This is a genomic window from Roseovarius sp. B-10, from assembly GCF_056859295.1.
In genome coordinates, this window is sequence record NZ_JBSXOE010000016.1 from 15,343 (window position 1) to 26,347 (window position 11,005).

The 11,005-nt window shown below is 66.1% G+C and carries 12 protein-coding genes; 1 reads left to right on the plus strand and 11 read right to left on the minus strand.

What is annotated here, in order from left to right:
* Positions 1 to 19 precede the first annotated feature (19 nt).
* The 10 genes from AC13D8_RS01520 to AC13D8_RS01565 all read right to left on the minus strand — a co-directional run bounded on the left by AC13D8_RS01520 (position 20) and on the right by AC13D8_RS01565 (position 9,493).
* Positions 20 to 781: an enoyl-CoA hydratase/isomerase family protein gene (locus AC13D8_RS01520; RefSeq protein WP_482967322.1), complete on the minus strand. Its 762-nt coding sequence runs from the start codon at positions 779 to 781 to the stop codon at positions 20 to 22.
* Positions 778 to 2,082, minus strand: coding sequence for a phenylacetate--CoA ligase family protein (locus AC13D8_RS01525; protein ID WP_482967323.1), 1,305 nt, complete (start codon positions 2,080 to 2,082; stop codon positions 778 to 780). The genes AC13D8_RS01520 and AC13D8_RS01525 overlap by 4 nt, the downstream gene beginning before the upstream one ends.
* Positions 2,079 to 2,756 (minus strand): TetR/AcrR family transcriptional regulator, encoded by a 678-nt coding sequence (locus tag AC13D8_RS01530; RefSeq protein ID WP_482967324.1) that lies wholly within the window; start codon positions 2,754 to 2,756, stop codon positions 2,079 to 2,081. Before AC13D8_RS01530 ends, AC13D8_RS01525 begins: the two co-directional genes overlap by 4 nt.
* A 79-nt stretch (positions 2,757 to 2,835) precedes the next feature.
* Positions 2,836 to 4,701: an excinuclease ABC subunit UvrC gene (gene uvrC, locus AC13D8_RS01535; RefSeq protein ID WP_482967325.1), complete on the minus strand. Its 1,866-nt coding sequence runs from the start codon at positions 4,699 to 4,701 to the stop codon at positions 2,836 to 2,838.
* 295 nt (positions 4,702 to 4,996) lie between these two features.
* Positions 4,997 to 5,776, minus strand: coding sequence for an SDR family oxidoreductase (locus AC13D8_RS01540; RefSeq protein WP_104018676.1), 780 nt, complete (start codon positions 5,774 to 5,776; stop codon positions 4,997 to 4,999).
* A gap of 13 nt (positions 5,777 to 5,789) precedes the next feature.
* Complete coding sequence (locus tag AC13D8_RS01545) at positions 5,790 to 6,752, minus strand: calcium/sodium antiporter (RefSeq protein WP_482967326.1); 963 nt, start codon at positions 6,750 to 6,752, stop codon at positions 5,790 to 5,792.
* Positions 6,749 to 6,919, minus strand: coding sequence for a hypothetical protein (locus AC13D8_RS01550; protein WP_164989211.1), 171 nt, complete (start codon positions 6,917 to 6,919; stop codon positions 6,749 to 6,751). The genes AC13D8_RS01545 and AC13D8_RS01550 overlap by 4 nt, the downstream gene beginning before the upstream one ends.
* Position 6,920: 1 nt before the next feature.
* Complete coding sequence (locus AC13D8_RS01555; RefSeq protein WP_482967327.1) at positions 6,921 to 7,718, minus strand: S49 family peptidase; 798 nt, start codon at positions 7,716 to 7,718, stop codon at positions 6,921 to 6,923.
* Between the two features lie 87 nt (positions 7,719 to 7,805).
* Entirely contained in the window at positions 7,806 to 8,567 is a 762-nt protein-coding gene (locus AC13D8_RS01560) for an ABC transporter permease (RefSeq protein ID WP_104018679.1), read from the minus strand.
* Positions 8,564 to 9,493 (minus strand): ABC transporter ATP-binding protein, encoded by a 930-nt coding sequence (locus tag AC13D8_RS01565; protein WP_482967328.1) that lies wholly within the window; start codon positions 9,491 to 9,493, stop codon positions 8,564 to 8,566. The genes AC13D8_RS01560 and AC13D8_RS01565 overlap by 4 nt, the downstream gene beginning before the upstream one ends.
* A 199-nt stretch (positions 9,494 to 9,692) precedes the next feature.
* Between AC13D8_RS01565 and AC13D8_RS01570 the strand changes: the two genes are divergently transcribed.
* Entirely contained in the window at positions 9,693 to 10,418 is a 726-nt protein-coding gene (locus AC13D8_RS01570; RefSeq protein WP_482967329.1) for an SGNH/GDSL hydrolase family protein, read from the plus strand.
* Between the two features lie 15 nt (positions 10,419 to 10,433).
* Here the strand turns inward: AC13D8_RS01570 and AC13D8_RS01575 are convergent, their stop codons facing one another.
* A complete protein-coding gene (locus AC13D8_RS01575; RefSeq protein ID WP_482967330.1) occupies positions 10,434 to 10,955 on the minus strand; it encodes an SRPBCC family protein in 522 nt (173 codons plus the stop codon).
* Between the last annotated feature and the right edge of the window lie 50 nt (positions 10,956 to 11,005).

Below are 11,005 nucleotides of genomic sequence, written 5' to 3' on the forward strand. Positions count from 1 at the left end.
GGGAAAGCGCAGTCGGACCCTAAAAGTCGCGCAGACGTCGGGTGGTCTCGGGGTCCATGAATCCCGCGACGGTGGCCTCGGTCTCGAGGTCCATGGCGCGGCGAAGGTCAGGGGTGGCGGTGGCGTTGAGCACACGCTTCATCGCCCGCACAGAGAGCGGCGGCAGGTCGGCGAGCCGGCGGGCGGTGGCATGGGCGGTGTTGAGGAGATCCCCGTCGGGTGCGGTTTTCCACGCCAACCCCATCTCGTGCAACGTCGCGGCATCGTAGCGGTCGCCGAAGAAGAGCATTTCACGTGCCTTGACCAACCCGACAAGCGCGGGCAGCAGCGTCGTCACCCCGCCGGTCACGAACAGGTTGAGCGAGACTTCGGGGAAAAATCCGCGCGCGCTCTCGGCCCAGATCGGGAAATCGCAGTTGATCGCCCATTCAAAGCCGCCGCCCACGGCCCATCCGTTGATCCCGCCGACCACCGGTTTCGGTCCCAATGTGATCGCATGCGTCGCGCGCTGGATCGCCAGCACCAGATCGCGCGCCTCTTCCTCGGAGGCGGGGTGGACATGATCCTGCCGGTCGTCGCCCGCGCAGAATGCCTTGCCCGCGCCGGTCAGCACGATGGCGCGGGTCTCCGGGTCGGCATTGGCGTCGTCAAAGGCGCGGGTCACATCGTCGATCAGCGCCCGGTTCATCGCGTTGAGCCGGTCAGGACGGTTGAGGGTGATGCGGCGCACGGCCCCCTCGTGCAACGCGCTAAGCACGGTCGCGTAGGTGAAATCGGTCATGTGTAAGTCCTTTGCACACGTCGGGTCTTGCCTTCGGTCAGCGGGAAGGTGCCATGCGGCACCAGTGTCACCCGGGCGGTCGCCCCGAGGTCGCGCTTGATCGCCTGTGCGATCTCCTCGGCCAGCCCCGGGGCGGCGTCGCGCCCCTTGGACAGTTCCGCCGTGACCGGCAGGCTGTCATAGGGAGGGGGCGTGTCGAGCGGAATTCGGTAATCGCCCGAGAGCGTCGGATACCGGTTGAGCACGGCGGCGACCATTGTGGGAAACAGGTTGAGCCCGCGCACAACGACCATGTCATCCGAGCGTCCCACCACGCGAAAGCGGAAGCCGGTGCGCCCGCAAGTGCAGGGCGCGGTTTCGTCCACGGTGATGATGTCGCCACTGCGAAAGCGCACCTGAGGCTGACAGTCGCGCACGAGGTGGGTAAGCACAAGTTCGCCAGTCTGGCCTGCGGCGAGGGACAGGGGGCTGCCCGTCTCGGGCTCGATCAGTTCGGGCCAGAGCACGTCGGCCCCCATGAAATGCAGCCGCGTGTCATGCTCGCATTGCGCCGCGAAGTTGCAGAACACGTCCGAGACGCCGTAATTGGCGTTGCGCGGCTCCATGCCCCAGACGTCCTTTAGGCGGGTGCGGAAGGCCGGATCGTCAAGCCCCGCCTCGCCGCCGAATAGTCCCAGTTTCAGGCCAAGGTCGCGAGGGGTCAGGTCGGGGAAACGTTCGGCGATGACGCGCTCCAGCACCGCCGGATAGGACGGTGTGCAGGAAATCGCGGTGATTCCCACTTCGCGGATGGTGCGCACCAGCAACTCGGTGGAACCGACGCCGAAGGGCACCACCAGCGCGCCGGTGGCCTGAAGCGTCATGTGATCGGTCAGCCCGCCCATCCACATCTGGTAATTCAGGCAGTGAACGACCGTGTGATCGGGGGTCAGCCCTGCGGAGGACTGGCAGCGCCCGCCCACCGTCTCTGTCACCGCGCAGTCACGCGCGGAAAGCGCGAGGTTCATCGCCTGCCCGGTGGTGCCGGAGGTGCGGTGCAGGCGCACCGCGTCGCGGCGCGGGGCGGCCATGTAATGTCCGAAAGGCGGGTGATCGGCCTGCGCCACGCGCAGTTGCGATTTGTCCGAGAGGGGCAGGGCGGGCAGGTCCGCCAGATCGGCGGGCGGGGCCGCGCCCTGCCACAGATCGCGGTAAAAGGCCGAGTGGCGCGCGACGTAATAGCCCTGTCTGGCCCAGGCAGCGGCCTGGTGGGCGCGCAGGCGGTCGTGGCTGGCGAATTCGGCCTTATCGAGCAGGATCATGGTTGCAATCCCCGTTCCCAGAGGGTGGTGAGCGTTGCGATTACCGCCGCGCGGTTGGAAGAGACCGCTACCAGCCCCGGCTCGCGCGAGAGGTGGAGGCTTGAGAGGTAGTGATCGGTCATTCCCCCAAGCGCATAGGCGCGGCGGGTAAGTTCGTCCTCGGGCAGCGCGTCGCGCCCGTCGCGGGTGTGGCGGCGGCGGGTGGCCTCGACCACGGTGGCGATCCAGTCGCGGTTGAGCCGGTGAAAGGCCGCGCGCGCCGCCGGAAATGCATCGAGATGGTGGACCAGGCATTTCATCAGCCCGCGATTGGCCTCGAAGAGGTGCACATAGGCTTCGGTCGCGGCGCGCATCGGGTGGTCGGGCTGGCTGTGACCCGCCTGGATCATGCCGGTTTGCAGGAAGCTGGCGAAGCCCTGCAGCAGGTCATCGAGAAGCTGTGCCTGATCGGGAAAGTAGAGGTAGAAAGTGCCGTTGGCCACGCCCGCGCGCCCGCAGATGGCGGCGATGGTCAGATCCTGCGGCGCGCTCTGTTCCAGCAGATGACAGGCGGCAATGCGAATCGCCTGCGCCGTGCGCTGACCCTTGGACAGGCCCTCGGCCTCAGCGGCGAGGGCCTGCGAATAGCTGTGGGCGTCTTGCGGTGCGGGGTGGGGACGTATGGCAGGGGGCATGGGTGACTCAATATGAAACTGAATTCATGTTCATTAATTTTCTTCACCCTGTCAACCCACCTGATCGCAGGCGCGGGCTTTAGCCCCGCTCGTGAAAGAAATCGTAGAGCTTCTGCGCCAGCCGGTCCGACACGCCCTCCACCGCCTTGAGATCGGCGAGGTTGGCGCGGCTCACCGCCTTGGCACTGCCGAAATGCGCGAGCAGCGCGCGCTTGCGCGCCGCGCCCACGCCCGGCACCTCGTCGAGCGGCGTGGCCGAGACCGACTTGGCGCGCTTGGCGCGGTGCGTGCCGATGGCGAAGCGGTGCGCCTCGTCGCGCAGGCGCTGGATGAAATAGAGCACCGGATCACCCCTGCGCAGCGCCATGGGCCGCTTGCCCGTGCGGTGGAATTCTTCCTTGCCGTGGTCGCGGTCCACGCCCTTGGCCACACCCACCATCGGGATGTCCTCGACCCCCATCTCGCGCATGATCCCCGCAACCGCGCTCACCTGTCCCGCGCCGCCGTCGATCAGCAGCAGGTCGGGCCAGTGGCCGTGGCTGCGGTCGGGGTCGTCCTTCAGCAGGCGCTTGAAGCGGCGGGTCAGCACCTCTTTCATCATCCCGAAATCGTCACCGGGGGTCAGGTTGTCGCCCTTGATGTTGAACTTCCGGTATTGGTTTTTCATCAACCCGTCGGGCCCCGCCACGATCATCGCGCCAACGGCGTTGGTGCCCTGGATATGGCTGTTGTCATAGACCTCGATCCGCTGGGGCGGGGCGGGCAGGTCGAACGCCTCCGCCAGCCCCCTGAGCAGTTTTCCCTGCGTCGCCGTCTCGGCCATCTTCCGCGCGAGGCTCTCGCGCGCGTTGCGCAGGGCGGCGTCGACCAGTTCCGCCTTTTCCCCGCGCAGGGGCACGTTGAGCGTGACCTTGCGGCCCAGCTTTTCCGACAGCGCCTGTTGCATCAGGTCAGGGCTCTCGATGTCATGCGACAGGATCAGCGCGCGGGGCGGCTCCTTGCCATCGTAGAACTGCCCGATGAAGGCCTCCAGCACCTCGGGCTCCTCCACATCCGGGCCGACGCGCGGATAGAAATCGCGGTTACCCCAGTTCTGCCCGGCGCGGATGAAGAACACCTGCACGCAGGCCTGCCCGTTTTCGAGGTGCAGCGCGATCACGTCGGCCTCGGTCACCGTGCGCGGGTTGATGCCTTGCGCGGTCTGCACCTGCGTCAGCGCCTTGATCCGGTCGCGCAGCGCGGCGGCGCGTTCGTACTCCATCGCCTCGGCGGCCTGCGCCATCTCGGTGGCCAGCTTCTCCTGTATCTCGGTGGACCGCCCCGATAGGTATCGCTTGGCATCGCGGACCTGAACGGCATACTCGGCCTTGGATATCTTGCCGACGCAGGGCGCGGTGCAGCGCTTGATCTGGTATTGCAGACAGGGGCGCGTGCGGCTCTCGAACATCGCATCAGAGCAATTGCGCAGCTGAAAGACCCGCTGCAACTGTGCCAGCGTGCGGTTGACCGCGCCGGCGCCGGCGAAGGGGCCGTAATAGCTGCCCTTGTCGCGCTTGGCGCCGCGATGCTTGCGGATCATAGGATAGTCATGCGCGGTGACGAGGATGTTGGGAAAGCTCTTGTCGTCGCGCAACAGCACGTTGTAGCGCGGCTTCAACTGCTTGATCAGGTTCTGCTCCAGCAGCAGCGCCTCGGTCTCGGTCGCCGTAGTCAGGAACATCATCGACGCGGTTTCCCGGATCATCCGGGCGATGCGCGGCGTGTGGCCGGTGGCGCGGGCATAGTTCGACACCCGCGCGCGCAGGTTGCGCGCCTTGCCGACGTAGAGCACGCGCGATTCCGCATCGAGCATCCGGTAGACACCGGGCGACGAGTCGAGCGTGCGCAGGTAGCCGCGAATCACGTCGGCGCCGGTGGCGGGTGGTGTCGGATCGGTGTCGGTCATCCGGGACAGGATATGATTCCCGCGGTCGCCTGCAACGTCCCCGGGACCGGGGCAAGAGGCAAGCTGTCCACGATTCCTGTGGATAAAGCTGGAGACAAATTTCGACCAAAGGAAAAAATCCGTTTGATCCGGCTGGCTTCGTCGGAATGCCTACTTTTTGGGCAATTATGTAACATGCTGATAATGAACGATAACTTTATATGCCTCTGACAGATTATTGAAATCATTAAGCTTTCTGTAACGCTTCTGTGAAGGAATCATGACCGGTGCAAAACTCAGATAAGGGTTCATGTTCTCACTCGGGGCCGAGCACGTCCGGCGTCCGCCAGCCAAGATGCTGACCGCCATCCGCGCAGATAAGCTGCCCGGTCACCGCGGGCGCATGCAGCAGGTAGGCCAGCGCGGCGGTGACGTCGCCCTCGTTGGCACCGCGGCCCAGAACGGTCGCTGCGCGCTGGCGGGCGAAATGCGTGTCGCTCTGGCGATGGCCCTGTAGCGTGGGGCCCGGACCGATGGCGTTGACGCGGACACGCGGGGCCAGCGCCTGCGCCCCGGTCTGCGTCACCGCCCACAGCCCCATCTTGGAGATGGTGTAGGTCATGAACTCCGGGGTGAGCTTGCGCACGCGCTGATCGATCATGTTGACGACAAGTCCGCGCGCGCGGGGCTCGCCGTTCTCATCGATGCCGGGCTCCGGTACCGCGCGGGCCATCTCCTGCATTAGTACGAAGGGCGCGCGCAGGTTGCTTCCGATGTGCCGGTCCCAGCTTTCACGGGTGGCGGTCGCGATGCTGTCATACTCGAAGATCGAGGCGTTGTTGACCAGCGTCAGGATCGGTCCGCCCAGCGCCTCGGCTGCGCGCGCCACCAGCGGCACCACCTGTGCCTCGTCCAGCAGGTCGGCGCGCAGCGTCACCGCCTGCCGCCCCATGTCGCGGATCGCCGCTGCGGTGGCCTCTGCCTCGGCTTGCGAGGTGGCATAATGCACCGCCACATCGCATCCCTGCCGCGCCAGTTCCAGCGCCATCGCCCGGCCCAGCCGCTTGCCCGCTCCCGTTACCAATGCCCGTGTCATGCCCTGTCTCCGTTCATACCAGCACGAGCGTGACATAGCCCACATAGGCGGCTGTCAATAGGATCCCCCAGAGCCGTCCGAGATCCCTGCACAGGATCACGAACGGAATGAGCATGAGCGACGCGGCGAGCATCACCCACAGGTCGAACACCAGGAATTCGCGATCCACCGGCACCTCGCCAATGAGCGCGGTGATGCCGATGATGGCGAGCAGGTTGAACATGTTCGACCCGATCACGTTGCCGAGCGCCACGTCCGCCTGCCGTCGGATCGCGGCCATCACCGTCGTGGCCAGTTCCGGCAGCGAGGTGCCGAGCGCCACCAGCGTCAGCCCGATCGCCGCCTCGCTCACGCCGTAGCGGATGGCGAGGATCGAGGCGTTGTCCACGAGGATGTCGGCGCCCAGCGGCAGGCCGACGAGGCCCAGCACCAGGAAGGTGATGATCTGCCACCACGGCATGTCAGGGTCCGCGCCCTCGACATCATCTCCGTCCGCCGCCAGCAGCGCCGCGGCGGCTGCCTCGCGTCGATGCGTGACCGCGTTGCGAAATGCATCCCCGAGCATCAGCGCCAGCGCGCCGAGCAGGACCAGCCCGGCAATCCAGTCGAAGCTGCCGCGAAACGCCAGCGCGATGAACAGCACGGTCGCCGCGAGCATCTGGAAATAGGAGCGCTTGCAGTTGCAGCCGCTTGTGTGCATCACCGCGATGAGCGCGGGAATGCCCAGCACCAGCAGCACGTTGGCGGTATTGGAGCCGACCACGTTGCCAAGCGCGAGCCCCGGCTTGTCGGCGAGCACGGCATTGACGGAAATCAGCAGTTCCGGCGCCGAGGTGCCGAACGCCACCACCGTCAGGCTGACGATCAGGGCGGGGATGCCGATGCGCAGCGCCAGATTGACCGCGCCCTTGACCAGCGCATCGCCTGCCAGCAACAGGATGACAAGGCCGAGTCCCACCATGACCCACGGCATCATGTGCGCGGACCTTTCTCGCAAGCGCACGGCCCCTTGCCGATCCGGAAGCGTCCGCACTTGCGGCATTTTGCGGCTTCAAGCCGCTTTTGGCCTGGAAAACGCAGCCGCCCGAACATGGCCAGCACGCCCATCGCGATAAGGAAGAGGAGGACGATCTTGACGATCATGTCAAAGCCCGAACCGGGCGTAATGCGCCCGGTCCTCAAGTGCCGCCACCGCGTCCTGGGCGAGATGTGCGCCGAAGCGTGACAACAGCCCCCGCCGACGCCCGTAGCGCACCAGCCGAACCTTGTCGCCGTAGACCTCCTTCATGCGCGGCACCAGGTGGCCGAACCCGTCGGCGAGGCCAAGTTCGATCGCCTTGCCTCCCAGCCAGAACTCGCCCGAGAACAGGTCCGGCGCGTCGGCAAGCCGCCCACCGCGGCGGTCCTTCACATGGGTGATGAAGGCAGTGTGGATATCGTCGAGAACGGTCTTGAGCCGGGCCACGTCCTCTGGCTTTTCCGGTAGGAACGGGTCGAGCGTGCTCTTGGACTTGCCGGCGGTATAGACCCGCCGCTCGATCCCCTGCCGCTTGAGGAACACGTCCGCCCCGAACCCCGCAGAGATCACCCCGATGGAGCCGAGGATCGAGGCGTGATCGACGCGGATATCGTCCGCCGCCGCCGCCAGCCAGTACCCGCCCGAGGCCGCCACATCCTCGACAAAGGCATGCACGGGGATCTCCTTCTCCTCCGCCAGCCGCCGGATGCGCGCGGCAATGAGCGAGGATTGCACCGGCGAGCCGCCGGGCGAGTTGATCTCCAGCGCCACCGCTGCGGGCTTGCCGCGGCGAAACGCCTTTTCGATCACCGGGCCTAACGCCTCGTCGCTCAGGGCCGCGCGCGGCCCCGACCCGATGACGCCAGCGAGGCGGATGACGGCCACGCGCGGTGGCCGGTTGAGGAAGGGGACAAGATGTCTCATCCGGCCCGATGTAGAGTGCGCGGGGGCGACAGACAAGGCGGCGCGTGCCCCGCAGGCGCGGCGGTGCGGGAAAACATCACCCCGCGCTCAGGACTTGATGCGATAGCCAGTGCGAAAGATCGCCCAGACCGCCCCGAGGCACAGCGCGAAAAACACCGCCACCGCCAGCAGGCTCAGCCCCGGGCTGACATCGGCCACCCCGAAGAACGACCAGCGAAATCCGGAGATGAGATAGACCACCGGGTTGAACAGCGTCACCGTCTGCCACGCGGGCGGCAGCATCGAGACCGAGTAGAACGCCCCGCCCAGGAACACCAGCGGCGTGATGACGAGAAGAGGGATGAGCTGTAACTGCTGGAAATTCTCCGACCAGATGCCGATGATGAACCCGAACAGCGCAAAGGAGATGCAGATCATCACCAGAAAGCCCAGCATCATAACCGGGTGATGAATATTTATCTCCACGAACAGCCGCGCGGTAACGAGGATCACCCCCCCGATCAACAGCGACTTGGTCGCCGCCGCGCCGACATAGCCGATCACGATCTCGATGAAATTCACCGGCGCCGACAGAAGCTCGTAGATTGTGCCGATGAATTTCGGAAAGTAGATACCGAAAGAGGCGTTGGAAATGGCCTGTGTCATCACGCTCAGCATGATGAGGCCCGGCACGATGAAGGCCCCGTAGCTCACGCCCTCCACCTGCTCGATACGGCTTCCGATGGCCGCGCCGAAGACGACGAAATAGAGCGTGGTGGAAATCACCGGCGACAGCAGGCTTTCGAATATCGTGCGGAAGAACCGCTTCATCTCGTAGACGTAAATCGCCCAGATCGCGTGCAGGTTCATGCGGCGTCCTCCCGCACAAGGTCCACGAAAATCTCTTCGAGGCTGCTTTGCCGGGTCTCGATATCGCGCAAGCCGAGCCCCTCGCGCGCCAGCGCCTGCAACAGCCGCGTGATGCCGGTGCCCTCGCCGCGCGTGTCGTAATGATAGAGCAGCGCCGCGCCGTCCTCGATCCGCTCGAGATCGTATCCGTCGAGCGCGTCCGGCACCGCGTCCACCGGCTCGGCGAGGTCGATGCGCAGCGTCTTGCGCCCCATCCTGTGCATCAGCGCGGCCTTGTCCTCGACCAACAGGATCTCGCCGCCGTTGATGACGGCGACGCGGTCGGCCATCGCCTCGGCCTCCTCGATGTAATGGGTGGTGAGGATGATGGTGACGCCGCTTTCCTTCAAACCGCGCACCACCTCCCACATGTCGCGGCGCAGTTCGACATCGACGCCCGCCGTCGGCTCGTCGAGAAACAGCACCTGCGGCTCGTGACAGAGCGCCTTGGCGATGAGCACCCGGCGCTTCATTCCGCCCGACAGTTCGCGCGTGCGCGCGTTCCGCTTGTCCCACAGCGAGAGCTGCCGTAGCACGCGCTCGACCAGCACATCGTCGCGCCCCTTGCCAAACAGCCCGCGCGAGAATCGCACCGTGTTGATGACCTTCTCGAACGGCTCGAGCGCCACCTCCTGCGGCACGAGGCCCACGAGGTGCCGCGCCTTGCGCCAGTCGCGCAGGATGTCGTGCCCGCCGATCCGCGCCTGGCCGCCCGAGGGCGTGGTGATGCCGCACAGCGCCGAGATGAGCGTGGTCTTGCCCGCGCCGTTGGGACCGAGCAGCGCAAGGATTTCGCCGCGCTCGATGGCGAGCGATACGCCGCGCAGCGCGGTGAAGCCGCCCTTGTAGGTCTTGCTGAGGTTCTCGACCTCGACGATGGCCGCCATGTCCGTCTGCCCCCTTCTGATTTGATCGCAACCTAGTCGGTTGGCGCGCGACCGCAAGCGGCGTGGGCGGCCATCCACCTGTGCGGTGGCGCGCAGTTCCAATCTGGAAACAATCTGTGCGATGGTTATGCGCGACAGCGCGCCTCGTCTTTGCTATAAGCATCATCGGGTGGGACCGATTTGATCTGTGGGAAATGCCATGCTCACCCGATTTCTGACCGCCCTTTTCCTGTTGTCCATCACCCAAGCAGGGTTGGCCCATGCCGGGGGCCAGAACGGGCCACGCATCCTGATGATGGGCGATTCGCTCTTTGCCATGCACAAACTGGCGGGCGGCTCCGTCGGCACGCGCCTGCGCGCCGCGCTTGACGCGCATCTCGTGGACAATTCGGTGGGCGGCGCACGGTTTCTCTATCGGCTGCCGATCTCCGGCGCCCTTGGCCTCAACATCGCCAAGCAATATCGCCGTGGCGACTGGGATTGGGTCGTGCTGGGCGGTGGCGGCAACGACCTGTGGCTCGGCTGCGGCTGCAACCGCTGCGAGCGCAAGATGGACCAGATGATTTCCGAGGATGGGCGGCGCGGCGTGATCCCTGGCCTTGCCTCGCGGGCGCGGCACGACGGGGCGCAGGTGCTGCTCGTGGGTTACATGCGCACGCCGGGCAACGGCTCTCCGATCGAGCATTGCGCCGACGAGGGCGACATGCTCGACGCGCGACTTGCGCGGCTTGCCGGGCTGGATGGCGGGGTGTATTTCCTGCAGCTCGCCGACATGGTCCAGCATGGCGATCTGTCCTACCACGCGATGGACCGTATCCACCCCTCGTTCAAGGGCAGCCGCGCGATCGCCCACCGCATCGCGCGGTTGATCGCCGCCGAATCGGGTGCCCCGGTGGTCTCGCGTGGCGCGGGCGGCGCCGACTGACGCGGCGCCGCGTCCTTATCCCAACATGCGGCGGAACCAGCCCTTTTTCGGGGCCTCGTCGTCGGTCTCCGCGGTATTCTCATCCGGGGCTTCCTCGGGTTGGACGACCGCCGCTTCCAACCGGGCAAAGAACTGGTCGGCCATCTTCTTGGCAAAGCCATCGACGATCCGGCTGCCAAGCTGCGCGAGCTTGCCGCCGACGCTGGCCTCGACATCGTAGTGCAGCCGTGTGCCGCCCTCGATTTCCTCTAGTCGCACGGCGGCGCTGCCCTTGGCATGGCCCGCCGTGCCCCCCTTGCCCGCGCCGCTCAGCGTGAGGCTCTCGGGCTCGACCATGTCAGTCAGCGTCACCGAGCCCTTGAAGGTGGCCTTCACCGGGCCGACCTTCTGCACCACCACCGCCTCGAACCCGTCCTCGGGCGTCCCGGTCACCTCCTGCGCGCCGGGCACGCATTCCTTGAGCGCCTCGGGGCTGAGCAGCGCCGCCCATACCGTCGCGCGGTCGGCCGCGATCTCGCGGCTGTCGGACATTTTCATTTCGGCGTCTCCTCCTGTTCCTCCGGCCCACAGCGTAACCCGGTGGCGCG

Bases quoted from the DNA above. Each gene is read 5' to 3' on its own strand.
- AC13D8_RS01520 (WP_482967322.1), bottom strand. From the start codon at position 781: ATGACCGATTTCACCTACGCGACCGTGCTTAGCGCGTTGCACGAGGGG.
- AC13D8_RS01525 (WP_482967323.1), bottom strand. From the start codon at position 2,082: ATGATCCTGCTCGATAAGGCCGAATTCGCCAGCCACGACCGCCTGCGC.
- AC13D8_RS01530 (WP_482967324.1), bottom strand. From the start codon at position 2,756: ATGCCCCCTGCCATACGTCCCCACCCCGCACCGCAAGACGCCCACAGC.
- uvrC (WP_482967325.1), bottom strand. From the start codon at position 4,701: ATGACCGACACCGATCCGACACCACCCGCCACCGGCGCCGACGTGATT.
- AC13D8_RS01540 (WP_104018676.1), bottom strand. From the start codon at position 5,776: ATGACACGGGCATTGGTAACGGGAGCGGGCAAGCGGCTGGGCCGGGCG.
- AC13D8_RS01545 (WP_482967326.1), bottom strand. From the start codon at position 6,752: ATGATGCCGTGGGTCATGGTGGGACTCGGCCTTGTCATCCTGTTGCTG.
- AC13D8_RS01550 (WP_164989211.1), bottom strand. From the start codon at position 6,919: ATGATCGTCAAGATCGTCCTCCTCTTCCTTATCGCGATGGGCGTGCTG.
- AC13D8_RS01555 (WP_482967327.1), bottom strand. From the start codon at position 7,718: ATGAGACATCTTGTCCCCTTCCTCAACCGGCCACCGCGCGTGGCCGTC.
- AC13D8_RS01560 (WP_104018679.1), bottom strand. From the start codon at position 8,567: ATGAACCTGCACGCGATCTGGGCGATTTACGTCTACGAGATGAAGCGG.
- AC13D8_RS01565 (WP_482967328.1), bottom strand. From the start codon at position 9,493: ATGGCGGCCATCGTCGAGGTCGAGAACCTCAGCAAGACCTACAAGGGC.
- AC13D8_RS01570 (WP_482967329.1), top strand. From the start codon at position 9,693: ATGCTCACCCGATTTCTGACCGCCCTTTTCCTGTTGTCCATCACCCAA.
- AC13D8_RS01575 (WP_482967330.1), bottom strand. From the start codon at position 10,955: ATGAAAATGTCCGACAGCCGCGAGATCGCGGCCGACCGCGCGACGGTA.